Here is a 19,700-nt window from a genome sequence, read left to right as displayed (position 1 = left end):
CCTATCGGCGCGCAGTAAATGCTGAAAACACTGAGCCCGTATCGGTTCCCCATTCCCAGTTCGTCGCCAGCCCGACGCGGGTGATGCTCAGGCGAGGGTCGTCTGGATAGATGTCCGTCAACCTGCGCTGCAAGACCGGCTCACCGTCAACGAAAACAACAAAGCGTTCGCCGTCAAAGACGATGCGAAGCTGGAACGGCTTTCCCCAGTCGATCTTCTTCCACAGCATCGTCCAGACTGCGTCATAGAGTTCCTCGAAATCGTGACGCTTCGTAAACAAGGCGATCGAGGCGCCATGATAGGCATCGTCCAGGTAGGCCGTAAATGTCAGATAATTGGCATCGTCCTGCCAAAATACCAGCCCTGCGCGGCAGTAGTGGCGCTGGCCGCGCGCGCTGCCCGGCGGTGTGATGGTGACTTCCAAATCCGCAAATTCAGACTGGTCCCATGGCAGCGTGTAGAGCGAGCGCCCCGGATCGGGGCTTTCCTTTGTGCCGCGCACGCGCGCAGCTCCCATGCCGTCAACATCAACGAAGCCGACGCCCAAGGTCCGCTCCCAGCTATGTGTGCCTTTTGAGGGGGCACGTCCTGCCAGCCCGCTGGGAACGCCAACGAAGTCATCGGCATACTCCACCTCCTCTCCGAATCGGGCCCATGGCGCGTCGAACTGCATCTCGGAGGGCACGCCTACCTCGCGAGGATGCGCCTCGAAATCACGAAGCCGCGTGCCGCCGCCGTTTAGCCAGATGCCAACACATGTTGCGTCTTCAAGAAATTCACTTTCGAACCATCTGTCGAAAAGGCGGTCTCCATCCAGATAGCAGCCGATCTGGCCATGAGCATCGAGGACCTGTAGGGAGTGCGTGGAATTCGGCTTGAGACGATGCCGTTTGTCGCTTGCCACAGCTGTTTCGACACCCTGCTCGACACGCAAAAGATCACAGCCCTCCGCTGAAACCTTGAGCAGCCAGAAATTCTCACGATCGCAGCCGCGCCATACGAGACCTGCAGCGGCTGCGGCCTGGCCTGTGTCGACGAGCACGTGAACGAGACCGGACGATGCGCCGGCATCAAGTATTGCCATCGCGTGGTCGTCGCGTGTCAAAGCACCCGCAACAGTCCGATGGATGTTGCCATGCAGGGCACGCCAAATTCCGCCCAGCTTCGCCATATCCCCAACGTTGTCATTTTCGGTCAACGAATCGCCGGCATGGGCGGTGCCAAACGGCCGCGCAAAGTCTTCCAACCGCTGGATCTGGATGGCGTGGACCCGCGTATCGACGCGAAACCCGATCTGGCCGAGGACACATTGATGGACGCCAGCGTAGACCAAAGCGTCGCTGTTGAAGGGATCGATGGCGATCGGACGCATCATCGGGACGGCGGCCATCCCATGGGCCCCCTCCATCGCGGCTGCGTAGTAGACTGCACCGGACTCGCGAAGCGCGATCAGGTAGTGGATCTCTATATTCTTCAGTTGGCGGAAGGCGCTGAGGCAACGATTCCCCACGCGCGTCCACAATTCGCCGTTTTCGCCCTCGGCGGCATGCATAACGAAGCCGCAACCATCGATCAGCGGATTCTTCGGCGCTTCATTGGTGAACCAGCCGATCGCCAGGTTCTCGTTGTGATTGGGCAGCTTGTACGTTCTGGAAGTGCTGCGAATCCACCACAGAAACCGCCGAAGGGTTGCCTTTTTCCGTGGTGCGCGTGCCCAGGCGACCAGCCGCCGCGGCCACGGATCGGTGTCGGGGCCGACAGCCCAGCGATGGAATCGCTTCAGGATATGCTCCGGAATAGGGCTACTCTGGGAGGTGTTGTGCCCGTTGGTGATCGAGACGGCCATCACCAGGCCCGCTTGCCGGCGGAATGGGCCATAGGCGATGCCCTGACGTTGCCAACCTGGTGTGATCAGAGGTTGGAAGCGGAGCGCGCCGTGGTCAATCGCGATCTGCCGTTCGACATCGCATCCCAACCTGACCGCGCCGCCGGCCGCACAGGTTCCGACGACCGTCCCAGCAGCTCGGTCGTCGGAAAAGAAGTCCGCGACCTGAGGCTCCAAGCAGCCTGTCTGAACTGCCGTATCGATCCTCACCGGCACGGTCATCGAGAACTATCCCTTCAAAGCTTTGGCTGCACGTTCGTCCTGACTTCGTGCCGTCGTGATTTCAGCTAGCATGTGTGATCCGCGTCGAACAACGCCAGCGAACGGATGATCGATACGCACCGATGCGGCACCCACACACATTTGCACCATGCTCGATAGGGGTATGCGACTCCGGTCTAAGTCGCTTGAGGTAGCCGATAGGTCAGCATCGGCCGGGTTTTGCGCCGCATCCTGATGACAGCCGCTGGTTGCAGTTATGTTACGGCCAACAGGATCGCCGCAGGTGCGCAGGTTCGGTCGAATTTCGTTTTCGATGGGCAGCGCCTCATCCCGGCTTTCAGGATAACGCGACACGCAACCAAAGCGTGTGCGCATGCCATCGAGGCGGTCCGTTCATCAGAACGTATTACGCTCTTACGGCTTCCTGACGGGGCGATTTCGCGTCTCGTCCGTGAGATAACGACACTGGTCGTGTCGTTGTTCGGCGAGTAGCGACGTGTCCGTGCGAGGGATCCGCCTCCGATCGTCGCACCATCAATGCGGCCGTCCAGTGCGACACTTGGACCGTTTCGACCGTCGTTTGCCGTCGGTGCGCATGCTGAGTGAACTGCCCACCGCGCGGGCAGACCGTCAGGCCTTAGCGGGATTGGGTGAGCCCTACACGCCAGGTTCGCCATTGCACCAAAGTAGGGGAGACCAGGGTGATTGGCACACGCTTGTGGATTTGTCGGGCGGCCAATTCGTCGCGCGGCTGCTGGCCGGCGACGAGATGTTCGCACGCAGCGAAGTCAATATTCGACGTCTGCTGCCGCCTCGTCGTCGTCCTTGTCGTCGGGGCCTCCATCGCAAGCTGTGATTCTGCTCGCGGCAGGGCGCCCGAAGAAGCGCTCAGAACAGGTCTTGCGTTCGATCGCCGGAAGGTCGCCGATTATTCCGGGGATGTGAAGCTCGTCGGCGACATCGATGGCGACGGTCGACTGGACCTGGTTCTCGGCGGATTGCCACAGACCCCGCTGTCGTGGTGGCGTTGGCCGGACCTGCTTCTCACCACCATCGCAACCGCCCGTGTGGAGTTCACGTCGGATGGCGTGCTCGCTGACGCCGATGGAGATAGTGATCTCGACATCGTCACGGCCGACGGGCCGGATGGGGCTAATCTCGTCTGGTTCGAGAATCCGCGCCCGGACCGTGATCCGACCGACGGCCCAAGCTGGAAACCCCATGAGATCGGAGCGCTCGGCGGCTGGGGCAAAGACATCAAGGCGGCCGATTTCGATGGCGACGGCCTTGCCGACATCGTCGTTCGGGCACCCAGCGAACTGATGATCTTCTTCCATGACGAAGCCGGCGCCTGGACTCGCGTGGCCTTGCCATCCTTGCATCTGGGCGAAGAGGGGATGGCCCTCGGAGACATCAACGGCGACGGGGCTGTCGACCTGGTCCTGCACGGACAATGGGCCCAGAACCCAGGCGCAGCGACAGCGCGCAATCCTGCCCAGTGGCAAAGCCATGAGGTTGGCGCGTTCAACCCTGCTTTCAAGGCGCTCGTCGTAGATCTCGACCAGGACGGCAACGCTGACATTTTGACCTCGAGCTCCGAGCACACCGCCGACGTGGCTTGGTTCCAGGCCGTCGACGGGCCGGCGGGACGGTGGACCCGCCATATCAATCAGCCTGCTGTTGCCGGCGCCCATACGTTGCAGGCGGCGGACATGGATGGAGACGGCGATGTCGACGTCGTGGTCGGGCAGATGCACACGACCGAGGAACGCGCCTTGTCCATCCACCTCAATGTGGATGGCCGGGGAATGCGCTGGGCACGACAGGTGATCGACACCGCGGGGCTGCACAACGGGGCCGTCGCCGATGTCGACAGCGATGGGGATTTCGACATCTACGCCGCCAATTGGGCGGGAAACCCGCCCGCCTGGATCTGGATCAATCGTCTCGACCTGTCCGGGCCGGTCCGCCGCCTCGACCGCTGGAGCCATCATCAGATCACGCAGGCGCATGTCCGTTCCTTTGGCCTTGCATTCGCCGACATGGACGGCGACGGACGAACGGATATTGTCTCGGGTCCGTTTTGGTATCGTCAGCCAGCCGACCCCTGGCAAGCTGATTGGCAACAGATCGCTCTCGGCGAGGGGGTGGATGCGATAGCGGCAATCGATGTTGACGGCGACGGACGCGTGGAAGTGATCGCTCAACGCGGCGGAGGCGAGACGCTGAATTTGGTGTGGCTTCAGACGCAGCAAGCGCCAGGGCGCGGCTTTGGTGAGCATGCGATCGGCGAGGTTCCCGCCGCCAGCCACGAAATCGGGGCTCAGGGCCAGGCACTGGCACAGATCGTCGAAGGCGGCCAGCCGGAGCTTGCGGTATCGAGCGGTGCCGGAGTCTTTTATTTTGCCATCCCCGACGACTCGGCGGCGGGCCCCTGGCCGCGAACCCGCATTTGCGCCGAGGCCTCCGACGAGGGAATCGCTTTTGCCGATATCGACGGTGACGGCCTGCTTGACCTTGTGGCCACTACCGGCAATGCCAAGGGGATCGCATGGTGGCGCAATCCGGGAGATGGCTCTGCCGACTGGCAGCGCCGCGACGTCGCCAATGTCCCCAGCATGGTCTATCCGGACCGCGTGGCGGTCGCCGATCTGGACGGCGACGGACGACCTGACATCGTCGTGAGTGAAGAAAACGGGCAGACCGACCACGCAAAGGCCTATTGGTGGCGCAATCCCGGCGACATCAGGCTAAACTGGGAGCAGCAGGAAATCACCTCGCGCGGCTCGCTCAACAGTCTTTCGGTGGCCGATATGAATGACGATGGCCGGCCGGACCTCGTCATGGGCGAGCACCGCGGCGCCCTGCGTGTTTCGCTCTGGCGCAATCTGGGAGGCGGGCGGTTCATCGAGCAATTGGTCGGCGAGGATGTCGAGAGCCATCTCGGCGCCCGCACGGTCGACCTGGACGGCGACGGTGATCGTGAGATCGTCTCGATCGGGTGGGATGCTCCCCAGGCGATCCATGTCTTGCGCAACGATGACACCGTTCCGCCGGACCGAGAGGCCGGGCAGGTATCCCCAAGATGAGATATGGCAGCACAATCGGAGTAGCGATCAGCCGGAGGAGGTAGGAGCCGGCCAACCGTTGTCGGGGTCGATCCGGGGCGCACAATCTGTCACCTTCGCGACGAGCCGCACGGGCTGGCCCGCGTCCCGAGGCGTCGCAAAATGGGGAAGAGCGCGTGACATTGACAGCAAGGTTCCTCAGCGTGTTCGGCGACGCGCGCGTCATAGCCAAGGGCGAGGCCGCCGGTCTCAAGCTCGTGGCGAAGAGCGCCGATCCGAACTTTGTTCGCGGCACGTACGAGCTGCCCATGCAACAGGCGATCGCGGCAAACCTGGCGCCTGGCGACGTCTTTTACGACATCGGCGCGAATATCGGTTTCTTTTGTCTCATCGCCGCGCGCCGCGTCGGGCCGCGCGGTCAAGTGTATGCGTTCGAGCCTGTTCCCCGCAACGCCGCCGCTGTCGCAGAAAGTGCACGGCTCAGTGGCTTCGACGCGATACGGGTTTTCGCCGAAGCTGCCGGAGCCACATCCGGCCGTGGCCAGCTTCTGCTCGCCCATCACATCGGCGGCGCCACGCTTGCCTCGGCGGGAGCACCGCCGGACATGAGTGGCCGCCTGGAAGTCAGCATAGTCGCCATCGACGATGCCATCGCCCACCGAGGCCTCAGGCCGCCCTCGCTGGTCAAGATCGATGTGGAAGGCGCCGAAATCGACGTGCTGGGCGGTATGACGGAAACGCTGCGCAGGCACCGTCCGAAGGTGATTTATGAGGTCGACGATGCAACGCGCGAGGGGCTCGACCGCAAGGCCCGAAAGATCGCGCAACTCCTGACTGCTGCCGGCTACGCATTGAAACCGCTGCCAGCCTCTTATGCCAATGGGGAATGGCGGGTCGAACATGTCTTGGCGCAGCCGGTGGGCGCTTAAGAACTAGATTTGCGCCACGGAAGGAATCTCATGCAAGACACGGCAGGCGTGATCAAACGGACACGAAACGCGGTGCGCGACTTCTGCCGGGCGCGCGCTCCGGGGCTGGTGCGCCATGTCAGCACATTTCACCTGACCGAAGACCGCAAGCTCCTGGAAATGGTCATCCTCACGCAGTTGCGCCACGATCCAGCGGTGAAGCGCATCCTGTTCGTCGGCTGCGAGTGGTATACCAAGCCTTATGAATCCCTGTTCCGCTCCAAGGAATATTGGACGCTCGAAATCGATCCGGGCAGGCGCCGCTACGGGGCGCTGCGACATGTAGTCGATGCCTTGAAGAACCTGACAAGCCATGCGCCTCCCGACTACTTCGATGCGATCGTGTGCAATGGCGTCTTCATGAAGAGCGCGATCGAAACGCGCGAGGAGGCGGAACCGTCTTTCAGCGCTTGCGTGCATTGTCTGCGTCCCGGCGGCTGGTTCATCCTCGGTTGGAACGACACGGACGATCTGCGTCCCTATCCACCCTCCGATAGCCCCGTGCTTGCAGCCTTGACGCGCACATCTTTTCCGCCGCTCGGGACAAGCGAGCATCGGACTGACACGAGCTATCGGCACACCTTCACATTTTACCGCAAGCCATATGACGAAATGCCTTGATTGCAGTAGTGTGCCAGTTAAGCAGCGTCGGGTAGCGCGGCCGCTGGACGACCCATTCGTCATTCTGCTCGAGCAAGGCTTGCTACCTAATTTGGATGACACTTCCGACAGGTTTTTGAACCAACGACGGTCATCAAACTGGTCCGAGAAAGGTCTACTATCCCACCTTGCCGCTTAAGCCGCTTCGTTCCGCTGACCACGGGAACTGCCGCATAGTGATGAATATCACCGAACCCACCAGAGCAAAAAGTTCGCTGAGGCGTCTCAGATTGTTCGTTGTGCACGAGTTAACCTATGCTGCTCGGATTTTATACTATCACGTCCGGTATCCAGGCGATTCTGTGTTTTCAGTCATTTATAGAGCACGAGCGTGGGGAGATGGCCATAGCGCGTCGGGCGGCGGCTCCGAGATGGCCGAGACGCAAACGATTCGAGAGCTTCTTCCGGCGCTTGTAAAAGAGCTAGGCGTACGATCCTTGCTTGATGCGCCTTGCGGCGATTTCCATTGGATGTCCCAGATTGATTTGAATCTGGAAGTCTATTACGGCGTAGACATCGTGGAGCCGATAATTTCTATAAACAGACGAAATCACCAGGCTGACAACGTACGTTTTTCTTGCTTGGATATAACAAGGGATCCCCTTCCGAAGGTCGACCTCATACTCTGCCGTGACTGCATGGTTCACATGTCGAATGCCGATATCATGCTGACGCTGGAAAATTTCAAGCGCAGCGGAGCGCAATATCTTCTTGCTACGACCTATCCCGGAACAGTCAGCCGCAATAGAACTATAGTGAGCGGGATGTGGCGCTACCTTGATCTGCAGCGCCCGCCTTTCAACTTTCCTCCCCCTTTGAGGTTGGTGGACGAACATACCAAGGAGGCCTACCAATCCAAATGCCTCGGCCTTTGGCGTCTCCAGGACATCAGCTAAGTCTATAGTCCGGACTGAGCTGGTGCGGGTCGATCTTAGCTGACCGATCCCAAGTTGCGCTGGCGACCGCGGATGTAATCGGGCTGTGAAGCGGCCACGACCGATCGCGATCGCCGTCCCGACAGGGCCTGTTCGTGAAGGTCGCGGGTGATGCCGGCGACGCGCTCCCACGAATAGAGTTCCGCGACCCGCTGGGCGCCCCGTCTGCCGATTTCATTGCTCGACTCGGGGTCGGCGACAAGGCGGAGGATCGCGTCCGAAAGTGCGGCCGGATCATTCTTTTCGACGAGCAAGCCGCCACCAGTTGCTTCCACAATGTCCGTCATCCCGCCGACCCGCGTGGCGACGACCGGCGTCCCGGTCGCAAGGGCCTCCACCAGGCTCATGCCGAAGGATTCGCTAAGTGACGGATTGACGAGGAGCGACGCCCCGGCACAGCGCTCGATGACTTTTTCATACGGTTCCATGCCGGTGAAGCTGACCGTGTGGGCGAACTGCGGCGGGATCATTTCGCGCAGAGCCGTCTCGTAGGAACCTCTGAAAGCGCCTCCCCCGGGATAGAACCGTGAAAGGTCCAAGACCTCCGGATCCCGGCTCAGGTCGATCAGGAGGTCCCGCGGCAGTGCCGCGGACGGACCAACGATCTCAAGACGGGCCTCAGGGTGAGCGGCGACTACTTTGGGCCAGGCCTCGAGAAGGGTATGAACACCCTTTTCCGGAGAGACACGGCCGACGAACAGCACCTTTGCCGGCGTGCGCCGCGCCGTAACGTGAGCGAGCCGATCCACTGGCGCACCATTCGGCAGGACCGCAAAAGGCGTCCGCGTGCTTTCGAAGCGTTCGCGCGCAGTCATAACGACATGCTGCGAACAACCGGCCACAAGATCGCATGCGGCGACGCCGCGCGCCATGACATCAGGATCGAGCTGCGCCAGCCAGTCGCAGTGCATGTGCAGGAGGATCGCCGCGTCGGGAACGGCGCGCCGGATGGCGGGTGCATAATGCGGAAAATTCTGAAGATGAACGACGTCAGGCGCCAGGCGGCGGAGCCGTCGCAGCGCTTGGGCGAGGAAGTCGAACGCATAGAAGCTTTGCGCAAAGAGCGGAGCGCCTGGCCAGGCGCGGCTCCACATGCGGGACGCTCTCCCCCACACACGCTCCGGCGCACAGGTGAGGAGTTCGACCCGTACGTCATCGATCTCGAGCCGCTTAGGGTTTCCGCGCGGGCGGCGCGCGATCACCGTTGCATCGCAGTCCGCGGCCAGACGGCGTGATACTTCATATGTCCAGATGCCCACCGAGCTCTGGCCGGGCGGAAGGACCACGTCGAAATGTTGCGAGACGAAAGCGACTTTCATGAACTCGGTCCCTATGCAGGCCGACGCAGCCTGAGAACTATGTCGCGTGCGTCGAGAAGGTCGGGACGCACGAGCACAATGGCGGCAGCGACATATACGGCAGCGCCGATGATGATCCCACCTGCGATGAGGAAAGTTTGCGGGGTCGATGCCGGTGCCGCGACCTGCCAAGCGGTGACAGCGACGAACATGAGCAGGCCCGCCACCGCCAGCCGCGGGAATATTTTGAGCGGCTTCAGTACGTCGACGCGTGCGATGCGGTGAACGAGGATGAGAAAGACCGGCAGGAGCAGGAGGTTGCAGGCCAGAAGAGCGGCCATCGTTGTCTCGAGGTCGATCTGCACGGCAGCGGTGAGGAGGATCACGGCCAAGACGGTGTAGGATATGTTTAGCTTGAGAATCAGCCCGGAATGACCGAGCGCGAGGATGGTGAGTGCACAGATGCTATCTACCGTGCGTTGCAGGCCAAGGAGCATCAGGATTTGAACGGCGACGACACCACTCACCCATTGCTGGCCGAAGATGAAAGGTACCGCGACGGGAGCGATCGCGGCGAACCCGAGGAATGCCGGGAAGCCGGCAATCGCGGCCACGCGTATGCTGGTGTTGAAGAATGCATCGATCTTCGCCGGATCGCTCTGCACCCGAGCGACCGCCGGCATCGTCACCGCCGTAAGCGGACCCAGAAAAGCCTCACTCAAAAGGTCCAGCGGCCGGCGGGCGAGGGCGTATACACCTACCGCATAGGGTCCGAGGAAGCTGCCGAGTATGACCTTCGGCATTTCCTCATTGACGAAAGTCCACAGGGATTGGCCGATGAGAGGACCAGCGAAGCCGAACAGGTCGCGACAGCGTGCGTGGGAATATCTGAGACGCGGCCGCCACGAACTGCCGAGCAGAATAACGGCGGTCTCCACAGCTGCCTTGGCGACCTGCATCCACACCAGGCTCCACATGCCGTAGCCGGCGATTGCTGTGCCGATTCCAAGCGTTCCGCCGACGACCGTGCCAGCGAGCGTTCGCAGCGCGAACAGTCGAAAATGAAGCTGGCGCTTGAGGATCGCCGCCGGCACCGCCGCAAGCGCCTGGAGCACGATGACGACGCTGGTCCAGCGGACAAGCTCCTCTAGAACGGGTTGGTTGAATGCCGCGGCGATTGCGCCGGCAAAGCTCCAGACGAGCGCGCTGAGCACCGAGCCGGTGACGGCAAGGAGCCAAAAGGCTGAGTCGAAATGGATGGACTCGACATCCGGACGCTGGATGAGTGCTTCGGGGATTCCGCGCGTCACCGGAACGGCGACGATGACTGGCACCACCATGGCGAGCGTGGCGAAACCAAATGCCTCCGGGCCGAGATGGCGGGCGAGAATGACGAAGACGGCAAACATCGCCAACTGGCGGCCCCAGGTCTCGACTGCGACCCAAGCCGCCCCGTTGATAATCGCCCCGCCGATCGCCTTCATTACCGCTCTCTTTCGCCGTCGACGGGCGAACGGGATATGCGCCCAGATCCAAAAATGTGAAGACCCGCCACCACCCGCATCGACATCGGGCGTGCCGTCACGTCATTGCGCCATCGTGTGGCGTAAAGCTGCTCGCCCGCGGTAAGGACAGCGGGCTGCAGCCGTACCGTTCCATACGTATCGCGACATCGGTTACTCGGAAGGAACCGACGAATTATCGCGTGCCGTCCGGCCAGCGCGACGCGCGGATTTGAACTGAACTCTCTGGACTCCCTCGGCCTCGAAGGCGACATCAATTCGCCCTCATCGAGCCTGCCGCCAGTTCCTTGCCGGAGCTAACGAGTCGTCAGTATGCGAGACGCCCCCGAATCGCCGACCGTTGACGCATGCGGTAGCCAATGCGACACGACCAAGCATGGCTCACCCTTTCTCATTTGCTCTCGGGATCATGCGGCTTTCTTGCTTCAAGCGGCAATCCGCCCTTATTGACGAAACGTCCGTTTCGGCCACCGCCTTTCGACTGTGGCGCCTAACCTATTTGTCAGCACTGTCCGCAGCAAACCTGGAAGAATAATGGACCAGACATGATAGCTTCGGGCAGCAAAGGCGGTTGAGGAAGATTCTACAGTTTTCGTTAACACCGCCGTAGCCGGCCAAAGCTGGTGTCTTCGTTCGCCTTCGAGGTTGCGCGGACGGGTCCGGCCAAGACGTTAGGTTCGAAGCAACCAATATCAAGACCGCCAGGCTGCCGGCCTTTGACGTGCCGCCCCCGATCAACGGTCTCCGGTTGGAGTCATTTGATAACCTCAGAGGACCTTGGTCATCGTAGAGCCATTGCGTCCACCTGCAGCATCAGCTCGAGGTAGATTTCAGCGACGGAGCGCCACGAATAGCTGAGGGATCTTTTATGGCCTGCCTCGATCAAACCTTGGCGCAAATCCGGATATCGCTGGATGTCACGTACCGCTCTGACCCAATGTGCCAAATCATCCGGATCGGCATAGAGCGCTGCGTCCCGGCAGACCTCGGGGAGGCAAGGCGATGTCGAGGCCACGACCGGGCATCCGATCCTCATGGCTTCGACGGCAGGCAACCCGAAACCCTCGATCCTGGACGGAAAAAGAAAGCACAATGCACCCGACAGAGCTTTCTTGAAATCATCATCGCTGATCCGTCCGAGGAGCCGGAGATTGTCTGGCTTCGGCTGCGCAAACCGGGAAACCTGCGCTTCGTCGATTTCGCCCGCCATCCACAGGTTCAAGCCCAACGCGTCAAGCAGCGGAGCAAGCCGGACCAGTAATTCGACGTTCTTGTATTTTTGATCACGCCCAAGGCATAGCACATAGGGGCGGTCGGGCCGGATTTGCAGCTTCGATCGATCGGCATCCCATCGTTCTGCATGGTCGCTGCCGTTATATGTGACGGTGATCTTCTCCTGCGGTGCGATGCCGTATTTGATGAGATGCTGCCGCGAAAGCTGCGAGACGGTGGTTATATGTGCAGCCCGTCGGCCAAGGAGCGGAAGAATGAAACGGTGGGCCCATCGGAAGCCGCGCCCATAGCTCTCCGGCATCAGCCTGGTATGCAGGTCGTGGATGCATGCGATTTGCCGCGTCAGCGCTACCGGCGCCAGATTGCAGAAGCTGAGCAACCCGCCCTCAACGTGGCGAGGCAGTTGCATCTGCACCCAGAACTGCGGAAGGCGCGGTTTGTTGAATTCGGGAACGACCCGAATGCCAATCGCCTGCAGTGCTAATTGCTCCCGACGCGGGACCGCCAAATCGAGTTCAAGTCCCCGCGCCAACGGATGGCCCTCGTCCAGGAGAGCGTCGAGCGCAAGGGTTACCTCGCGCGCATAGCGGGCAACGCCGTTTGGAGGCAGCGCGACGAAATCCCCATTTATGGTCCAGCGCCTGGTGCGGCCACCGGGCCCCCCGTCCTCAGCGGGAACCGCCGGAAATGAGCTGTTGCCATAACTCTCGAATGGAAGCGGATCGGTGCCGATTGTTCCGGCCGCGCTGGCGGCCACGGGCGCAGACCTTCCGTAATTTCGCTGTCCCATAAAGTGCACCATGTCGCGTGATCCATATTCAACCTAGCACCCTGGAGACAGCGCGAACCTCTGCACCTTCGAAGTATGAGCTTATCCCTTGGCGTTAATCCGAGGTCCGCACTGCCCTTGCGCTGCTGACGGAGCAGAGCCATGCCCGCGACATTGAAATGAAATTGGCCGTGCCACCTGTCCGGCCGCGTGAGGCGTTCACCCTGCGAGGATTCGGGGCCCTAATCGTGGAAGGCTGCGAACCTGCGCGGCCGCTAAGCCCAAAGGAGAGGCATGCGACCCGAAGGTGGGGTTGCTACACCGATCGAGGCAGTCGGTAGCGCCGGATTAGCCCCGCAGCCCCCTTTTTAACAGGCTGTCTGCCCCCATCCCAGGGCTTACCATCGCAGCGAAATCGCCCTTGTCGCCTCTAGCTGGATTGCGCATGAAGCTCGTCGTGATCATTGCAACCCTTGGCCGCGGCAGCCAACTTTGCCGATTGCTATCGCATCTGCAGCGTCAGACACAACCACCTGACGAAGTCGTCGTTTCCGCGCCCGATGCCACGCATGTCGAGCTTCCTGAGACGATTAGCTTCCCGGTTTCCCTTATCTTCGGGAAGAAAGGGTCGTGCGTGCAACGCAACAGCGCGCTCGACCACGCGAGCGGACGTTTCGATGTCGTCACTTTCTTCGATGACGATTTCGTGCCGGCCGACGATTATCTCGAGCGCGTCACGAGAGCTTTCGAAGAGCATGACGACTGGGCTGTGGTCATGGGCAGAGTTGTCAAGGACGGCGCCGTCAACGCGGGGTTGGATTGGGATGACGCGATGCTGGCTCTCCACCAGTCGGAACAGGAGCCGCCGCCACAGCCCGAGGTCGTCCATCATCTCGGCGCATATGGTTGCAACATGTCCATTCGGGCGGCCAAGATTGGCAAGTTGCGCTTCGACGAGCGCCTGGTTCTCTACGGCTGGCAGGAGGACATAGATTTCACCAGCCAGTTGAGGTCATGCGGCCGCGTCGTCGCGGTGAATACGATCCGCGGCATTCATCTTGGTATCAAGACCGGGCGCGTGAGCGGCGAGCGGTTCGGATATTCGCAGATCGTCAATCCGGTTTATCTGATCAAGAAGGGAACCATGCCCGCTACATTCGCTCTGCCGCTCATGGCGCGCAATCTCGCCGCCAACCTTGTGCGCAGCGTGCGGCCAGAGTCTTACATCGACCGCCGCGGGAGGCTGCGCGGCAACATCCTTGCCATAATTCATGTCCTTACGGGGCGTATCGAACCCGAATATGTTCTCGATATGGGCAGAATCCGCCATCCCGGAGATCCGCGCGCATGATCCTCGTCATTGGCGTTGCTCGTTGCGGAAGTCGCGAAAAAGGCGGCCGGGGCACCGCTCGGACCACAGGACAATGCGCAAAAATGGTGCTCATGGTGAACTGCCAGCATCATGTTTCGAACGCTGTCCAAGCGCAACGACAATCTGCGGCCGGTGATGTTCATTGAACTATTGAGGCTCGTTGGGAAACAGAACCGGGTGTCTGGAGCGAAACTCATGTGAATGGATGAATTCCGCCACGAGCTGTTCTCCACTCGCCTCGCCTCTGTCCAGTTTCGACACGTAATCAGAAAGACCCTGGCCGTCTGGCTCCCGTCCCAGCAATGTCCGATAGAGAAGGGTCACAAATTGCGCATTGCCAAGACCAACTGGCTGATTGTCGGTCCTGAATTCGACCGAAAGCAACATCTTCGTCAGTGTCGGAAAGATAGATGGATCCTTCTTCATCGCGACGACCGCGCGCCACTGCTCGGCCGGAGACGGCATGCGACGCAAGATTAGGCAGTAAGCATATGCAATCTGGTTGGCGTGGTTGAAGACAGACTTGTCGAACGCATCAAGCGAACAGGGGTGAAATGCACCAGCATCGGCAACGGGGGGTACCGACGTATGGTCCGCAGGCGGCAAGCTCTTCGTCGAGACCGTCGGCGAACTGGAACCTGCATTGCCGTTCGCAATGGTCTTCTTTACGGCATCATATGCCGGCTTTCGCCCGCTCGGCGCCCAAAGCCCGTCGCCGCGCTTCTTCAGTCGAACTAGACCCATGAAGGCTTCGTAGCTCGGCGCCCAGTACGGCTCGTCGAGCAGTTCGTAGATGTGGGCAGCCTCCACTCCATATAAGGCCTGATATCGCCTCAGCAGCGTCATCGTCTCGACGAGACCGTCCGCCTGCTGACTTTCTCCCTTCTGGCTGCCTCCAGGGTGGTTGAATTCAGTGAGCCAGATTGGGCGACCGAGCGTGGCCAGAAACTTGAATACGTCTTCGGGGTCGCCCCCGTACAGATGCCAGACCGATATATCCCATCTGATGCCGTCCTGCAGCATGCGGGTGAACGCCCCGCGGTGACCCCAGCCGGCCGTTCCCATTGCTTTTCTTATGGTCGGATCCACCGCGATGGTTGCATCCGACAGACCGCGCAGTACTGCGCTCACCTTAGACCAGCGCGGGCTGAAATAGTGGGTCGTCTCGGTGCCGCCGGCAGGGCCCCAGGAGCAGTTGTATTGTTCTCCGCTGTCCCGCATCTCGCACGGCATCAAGATGGCGTAATTCTCCATCTCGTTGCCAAGCTCCCAAACGCGGATGTCGTCCTTGAAGCGGGATACCAGTGTCGACGCGAGATCGTAGGCCTGCGCATAGAGATCATCGACGGTCCCATTGTCCAGGTCCAGGTCGGGCGTGATTACCGGCAGGATCTGGACTCCGCGCTGCTTGCCCGCTTTGACCAGTTCGGCAAGTTTGGTGGCGCCGTCGGGGCTGGATATGTTGACGCGATACGACTTCATGCCGAGGTCGCGGACATAGTCGAGTTGCTGTTCGATCGATATTCCAGGATAAGCGGTGAAGGGATGGCCATTCACCCCCCAGAGCAGATCCGCTGCGCACGAAGCTGTCATGCCCAGCAGGCATGCCAGGATTGTCCACAGACGTCTGGTCGCGGCGACCGCCCGTCCAACGGAACCCGGTTGGGATGGATTGGTCGGCCGCTGCATCAGCGCGAACTTGCTTGTTTTGCGCCAGACATCATGTGGCGTCACTCCACTCGCTGAACTCGCCTGACATCCATCCGAGCACGACGATTGGGATCTGCCGCACCGCGCGACGCAGTCTATCAAAACCGCGCCACGCAGAACCTCACACATTTGGCGTAAACGCCCATGATTGGCCTCGCCATTCGGATGAGAGCTGCCTGGAAGCCTCTGAGGCAAACGACCGCGTACGTCCCAAAAGCCAGGATGACCCTGCTGTCCTGATCGTCCAAACTCGTGGAACTGAGGCATGGCGCTGGTGACCAAAACCCTGTGATGACACGACATTGGACAATCAACGGCCGTTTTCTCGCGCAGCCGACCACCGGGGTTCAGCGGTACGCACGCGAGATCGTTTCGGCGCTGGACGCCTTGATCGTGGGCCAGGCTGCCTTGACGCGGGATCTGACGGTCGAGTTGCTGGTTCCGCCGGGGGCGCTTGACACGTTGCCCTTGGCAGCAATCCGTGTCCGCACTGTCGGCAGCTTCGGCGGGCATGCATGGGAACAGGCTGTGCTCCCGGCCTATCTTCGCGGCGGGCTGCTTAGCCTCTGCAATACCGGCCCTCTGACGGTTCGTCGGCAGGTGCTGTGCATTCACGACGTCAATACATGGGCATGCCCGCAGAGCTATTCACTTCCATTTCGGCTTCTTTACCGCACCTTAGGTCCTGCCTTGGGCAGGGCCGTGCTCAAGGTTACGACGGTGTCGAAATACTCTGCGGGTGAATTGGCGCGCTATGGCGTGTGCCCGGCGGCAAAGGTCGAAATTGCAGGCAATGGGCATGAACATGCGTTGCGATGGGCTCCTTGTCACTCAGAACAAACTCTGGCAGTGGCCGGCCCTGGTACGATCGTCGTGCTTGGCAGTTCTATCCCGCACAAAAATGTCGGCCTGATCATCGGCATGCACGACCGGCTTGCCGCGGCGGGGCTGCAGATTGCTGTTGTGGGCGCGGCAACGTCTCGCGTTTTCGCCAGCATCGGCGACCAGAAGTCGCCGAACGTCATTTGGCTGGGAAGACGGTCGGACGCAGAACTCGGCGCGCTTCTGCGCGATTGCCTGTGCCTGGCGTTCCCATCCCTGGTCGAGGGTTTCGGGCTGCCGCCCCTCGAAGCCATGACACTGGGATGTCCGGTGGTCATGTCGGACCGTGCCAGCCTGCCCGAAATCGGCGGCGATGCGGTCTTGTACGCATCACCTTGCGATGAGAATGCATGGTTCGATTGTTTCATGCGCCTGGTCCACGAAAAAGACCTCAGAACCAACTTGATCGCACGCGGTCGCGCCAGGGCGGCGCGATTTCAGTGGGCCGCGTCGGCTCAGCGCTATCTGGAGCTGATGGCCAGCGTGGATGGAGTTGCAGAAGTGCCGCCACCACCGCTCAGGGAAGTCGAGTGCAATCCGAATGAGCGACTTGCGGCGGCGGCCAGCATCATTTGAGGCAATCTCGAGCCAACGATATCTGCCATCCAGGCGCAGCAGTCCCGTTCAGCCTGCCCGCGATCGTAAGCTGGATTCCGGAGGCATGAAGCGATGGCGAAAAGAAGTGCGGGCATCCTGCCTTACCGCAGATTAACCGGCGAATTGCAGGTGCTGCTTGTCCATCCGGGCGGGCCCTTCTGGCAAAATCGCGATCTTGGCGCCTGGTCGATTGCAAAGGGCGAGTATGGTGATGACGAACAGCCGGAAGCTGCGGCGCGTCGTGAATTTGCGGAGGAAACCGGCTGGGAGCTTAAGGGAGCGCTGCTTCCTTTGGGGGAACTGCGCCAGCCCGGCGGCAAGCTTGTTACAGCCTTCGCCGCCGAAAGCGATTTCGACGCCGGCACATTGCGCAGCAACATGTTCGAGTTGGAATGGCCGCCGCGCAGCGGCCGCAAGCAGATTTTTCCAGAGATCGATCGCGCAGGCTGGTTCGGCCTCGATATGGCCCGGGAAAAGTTGCTTGTCGGCCAGCGGCCTTTTCTCGACCGGCTTGTGGTGTCTGTCTAAGGTTGCATGTTTTAGCGCCCGACCACGTGAAGGCGACATGCGCCAGATTCAAACATGCGCCAGAATCAGAAGACGAATTCGACAGATGTCAGCGGCCAGCAGCCGCGGGTCCATTCGATTGCTACGCCGTTGCGATCTTCGTTGACGGCATTGATGCGGAATACTGGCGTTCCGGGCGTCAGCCGCAGGATTTCCGCTTCATCGGGGGATGCAAAGCCGCCACTGATGCGCGTCTCGGCCCGCCGGTAGTTCTCGATGCCATGCGCGCGGAAAACATCGGTCACCGACTGACGCACATCGTATCTCTGCTCGAAGTCGGGGAAGAGATGCGCCGGAAAGAACTTGGTATTGACGTAAACCGGCTGCTTGTCCGACGTTCTGATCCGGCACAGGCGGATAATGGTGGTGTCAGGTGCGAGACGCAACCGCTCGGCCACGGCCGGTTCGGCCGGTTCCCGGACAATAAGCAGCGTCTTGGTGCCGATTTCCTGGCCGTGGGCTACGAAATTGTCGAGAAAGCGCTGTCCGTCGCGAACCGTGAACGTCGAGGGCAGGTTTCGCACGAAGATGCCGACGCCCTTTCGGGCGGTGAGGTGGCCCTCGTGCTGTAGCTGCTGCAGCGCCCGGCGAAGCGTAATGCGGGTGACCGCGAGTTTCTCTGCCAGATGCGTTTCTCCGGGAAGTTGGCTGCCCGGCGCAAGACAGCCGCTCTCGATCAGATCGAAGATGTGATCGTAGATCTGCTGCCAGATCGGCGTATCGCTGCGTGGCCGAAAGACCAGCCCGTCAAAGGCCAGAAGGCGATTGCTGCTGGGCTCGTGTGGCGTTGAAATTTTCGTGTCCAAGTTCATGAGACCTTCTCCACCGGCGACCGCTGTGCACATCGCCGATCTGTGCGCGAGAGCCCGGAGCAATAGACAATTTGTCCATGGACCATGGTGGCCATCACGCGCGGATGCTCTGGATCGCCTGCATCGACCAGGATCAGATCCGCCCGGCGGCCGGCAACAAGCGAGCCGCGATCGTCGAGGCCGGCCACCCGGGCCGGGTTTGCCGAAACCAGATTCCAGATCAAGCGGAAGTCGCCGGCGTCTGGCGAAGACAGCCTGAAGGCCGCATGCAGAGGCGAAGGGTAGTGGTAATCGCTGGTCAGCACCGTGCAAAGCCCGGCTCTGACGGCCTCGGTGGCATTTAGCGCTCCATTATGGCTGCCGCCGCGCACGACGTTGGGCGCGCCGAGGATCACGTCCTCGCCCATTTGCCGCGCCGCCTTGGCTGTTTCGAGCGTTAGCGGAAATTCCGAGGCCTTTGCGCCGAGAGCGCGAAAATACATGCGTTCCTCGGGAGATGCTTCGTCATGGGCAAGAAGTACATTGCCATTGGCCCGCGCAGTCGCGGCCAGTTTCGCGATCGCGATCTCGACCTCGGCCCGGCGGGACCAAATCTGGTCGAGCAACGTCATATATTGCTCCCGGCTCAAGCCGGACCGCTCCGCCATCTGGCCGATCTTGCGGGCAATCGTGCCGTTCAGCACCGACCCCGTCGTATGATCGTTGACGGCGATGATCGGCCGTGGCGAAAGCGAGAGCCATCGTGCGACCTGCGCCATCTGATCAAGCGCGAAGCTCTCCCAGCGCAGATGAAGACGCGTATCGCAGCCAAGGGTGTCCCGGAGATCGCAGACCGCCCTAATCAGCTGTTTGGCAGCGTCGAGCGAGCGAAGTCCAGGCTCCCATGACACCGTGACGCCGTGAAAGGCCGTGGTCACGCCATTGGCGACAAGCTGGCGGTCTGTATCTCTAAGCGCCAGCGCGGTGTCGAAGCGGACACCCGGCCGCGGCATGATCTGGCGCTCGAAGCCGTCGCCGTGAATATCAACGATCCCCGGAAGCACGAGCAGTCCATCGGCGTCGATTATGGACGCATCGGCCGCTCGCAGCTCTGACAGCATCCCGCCGGAAATGCTCAGATCCGCGGTTTCAAATCCCTGTTCGGTAAGGATGCGACCACCCTGGATGTGCCAGTCCACTGTATCCCTCAAAAAGCGTAT

Annotated in this window: 15 protein-coding genes; 8 read left to right on the top strand and 7 right to left on the bottom strand. The window is 60.9% G+C overall.

The genetic code is table 11. The features are described from left to right. Position 1: 1 nt before the first annotated feature. The gene (locus JG739_RS24535) at positions 2-2,107 is read right to left on the bottom strand and encodes a DNA-binding protein (RefSeq protein WP_244749554.1); all 2,106 of its coding nucleotides are present in this window, start codon (positions 2,105-2,107) and stop codon (positions 2-4) included. 559 nt (positions 2,108-2,666) lie between these two features. Between JG739_RS24535 and JG739_RS24530 the strand changes: the two genes are divergently transcribed. From JG739_RS24530 to JG739_RS24510, 5 genes are all read left to right on the top strand, one after another. Continuing rightward, complete coding sequence (locus JG739_RS24530) at positions 2,667-2,963, top strand: hypothetical protein (RefSeq protein WP_202363767.1); 297 nt, start codon at positions 2,667-2,669, stop codon at positions 2,961-2,963. An 85-nt stretch (positions 2,964-3,048) separates the two neighbouring features. Continuing rightward, complete coding sequence (locus tag JG739_RS24525; RefSeq protein WP_202363766.1) at positions 3,049-5,196, top strand: FG-GAP repeat domain-containing protein; 2,148 nt, start codon at positions 3,049-3,051, stop codon at positions 5,194-5,196. Positions 5,197-5,351: 155 nt separating this feature from the next. Next, on the top strand, positions 5,352-6,104 hold the full coding sequence (locus JG739_RS24520; protein ID WP_202363765.1) for an FkbM family methyltransferase: 753 nt from the start codon (positions 5,352-5,354) through the stop codon (positions 6,102-6,104). Positions 6,105-6,134: 30 nt separating this feature from the next. Next, on the top strand, positions 6,135-6,764 hold the full coding sequence (locus JG739_RS24515; protein ID WP_244749553.1) for a class I SAM-dependent methyltransferase: 630 nt from the start codon (positions 6,135-6,137) through the stop codon (positions 6,762-6,764). Positions 6,765-7,174: 410 nt separating this feature from the next. Continuing rightward, positions 7,175-7,699 carry a class I SAM-dependent methyltransferase gene (locus JG739_RS24510; RefSeq protein ID WP_202363764.1) on the top strand — a complete coding sequence of 175 codons (525 nt, stop codon included), beginning with the start codon at positions 7,175-7,177 and terminating at the stop codon, positions 7,697-7,699. A 35-nt stretch (positions 7,700-7,734) separates the two neighbouring features. On the opposite strand, the gene JG739_RS24505 is transcribed toward JG739_RS24510, so the two are convergent. From JG739_RS24505 to JG739_RS24495, 3 genes are all read right to left on the bottom strand, one after another. Continuing rightward, a complete protein-coding gene (locus JG739_RS24505; protein ID WP_202363763.1) occupies positions 7,735-9,057 on the bottom strand; it encodes a glycosyltransferase family 4 protein in 1,323 nt (440 codons plus the stop codon). An 11-nt stretch (positions 9,058-9,068) separates the two neighbouring features. Next, complete coding sequence (locus tag JG739_RS24500) at positions 9,069-10,520, bottom strand: lipopolysaccharide biosynthesis protein (protein ID WP_202363762.1); 1,452 nt, start codon at positions 10,518-10,520, stop codon at positions 9,069-9,071. Positions 10,521-11,340: 820 nt separating this feature from the next. After that, positions 11,341-12,549 (bottom strand): glycosyltransferase family 4 protein, encoded by a 1,209-nt coding sequence (locus JG739_RS24495; protein WP_244749552.1) that lies wholly within the window; start codon positions 12,547-12,549, stop codon positions 11,341-11,343. Between the two features lie 457 nt (positions 12,550-13,006). Between JG739_RS24495 and JG739_RS24490 the strand changes: the two genes are divergently transcribed. After that, entirely contained in the window at positions 13,007-13,912 is a 906-nt protein-coding gene (locus JG739_RS24490) for a glycosyltransferase family 2 protein (RefSeq protein WP_202363760.1), read from the top strand. Between the two features lie 168 nt (positions 13,913-14,080). Here the strand turns inward: JG739_RS24490 and JG739_RS24485 are convergent, their stop codons facing one another. After that, positions 14,081-15,526, bottom strand: coding sequence for a DUF4214 domain-containing protein (locus JG739_RS24485; protein WP_446720574.1), 1,446 nt, complete (start codon positions 15,524-15,526; stop codon positions 14,081-14,083). A gap of 408 nt (positions 15,527-15,934) precedes the next feature. Here JG739_RS24485 and JG739_RS24480 point away from each other — a divergent pair, with 408 nt between their 5' ends. After that, a complete protein-coding gene (locus JG739_RS24480) occupies positions 15,935-17,101 on the top strand; it encodes a glycosyltransferase family 4 protein (RefSeq protein ID WP_202367617.1) in 1,167 nt (388 codons plus the stop codon). A gap of 93 nt (positions 17,102-17,194) precedes the next feature. Beyond that, positions 17,195-17,650, top strand: a complete 456-nt coding sequence (locus JG739_RS24475) for an NUDIX domain-containing protein (protein ID WP_202363759.1) — start codon at positions 17,195-17,197, stop codon at positions 17,648-17,650. A 65-nt stretch (positions 17,651-17,715) separates the two neighbouring features. On the opposite strand, the gene phnF is transcribed toward JG739_RS24475, so the two are convergent. Both phnF and JG739_RS24465 read right to left on the bottom strand, forming a co-directional pair. Beyond that, entirely contained in the window at positions 17,716-18,501 is a 786-nt protein-coding gene (phnF, locus tag JG739_RS24470) for a phosphonate metabolism transcriptional regulator PhnF (protein ID WP_244749550.1), read from the bottom strand. Then, positions 18,498-19,679, bottom strand: coding sequence for an alpha-D-ribose 1-methylphosphonate 5-triphosphate diphosphatase (locus JG739_RS24465; protein ID WP_202363757.1), 1,182 nt, complete (start codon positions 19,677-19,679; stop codon positions 18,498-18,500). Before JG739_RS24465 ends, phnF begins: the two co-directional genes overlap by 4 nt. Positions 19,680-19,700 lie beyond the last annotated feature (21 nt).

The organism is Mesorhizobium sp. L-2-11, from assembly GCF_016756595.1.
In the GTDB taxonomy this organism is placed as follows: Bacteria; Pseudomonadota; Alphaproteobacteria; order Rhizobiales; family Rhizobiaceae; genus Mesorhizobium.
The sequence above is the reverse complement of the archived record's forward strand: the minus strand, read 5'-3'. Positions and strand labels throughout refer to the sequence as shown.

Coding starts and splice junctions, on each gene's coding strand:
- JG739_RS24535 (WP_244749554.1), bottom strand. CDS start 2,107: ATGACCGTGCCGGTGAGGATCGATACGGCAGTTCAGACAGGCTGCTTG.
- JG739_RS24515 (WP_244749553.1), top strand. CDS start 6,135: ATGCAAGACACGGCAGGCGTGATCAAACGGACACGAAACGCGGTGCGC.
- JG739_RS24510 (WP_202363764.1), top strand. CDS start 7,175: ATGGCCGAGACGCAAACGATTCGAGAGCTTCTTCCGGCGCTTGTAAAA.
- JG739_RS24505 (WP_202363763.1), bottom strand. CDS start 9,057: ATGAAAGTCGCTTTCGTCTCGCAACATTTCGACGTGGTCCTTCCGCCC.
- JG739_RS24500 (WP_202363762.1), bottom strand. CDS start 10,520: ATGAAGGCGATCGGCGGGGCGATTATCAACGGGGCGGCTTGGGTCGCA.
- JG739_RS24490 (WP_202363760.1), top strand. CDS start 13,007: ATGAAGCTCGTCGTGATCATTGCAACCCTTGGCCGCGGCAGCCAACTT.
- JG739_RS24485 (WP_446720574.1), bottom strand. CDS start 15,526: ATGACAGCTTCGTGCGCAGCGGATCTGCTCTGGGGGGTGAATGGCCAT.
- JG739_RS24480 (WP_202367617.1), top strand. CDS start 15,935: ATGACACGACATTGGACAATCAACGGCCGTTTTCTCGCGCAGCCGACC.
- JG739_RS24475 (WP_202363759.1), top strand. CDS start 17,195: ATGGCGAAAAGAAGTGCGGGCATCCTGCCTTACCGCAGATTAACCGGC.
- phnF (WP_244749550.1), bottom strand. CDS start 18,501: ATGAACTTGGACACGAAAATTTCAACGCCACACGAGCCCAGCAGCAAT.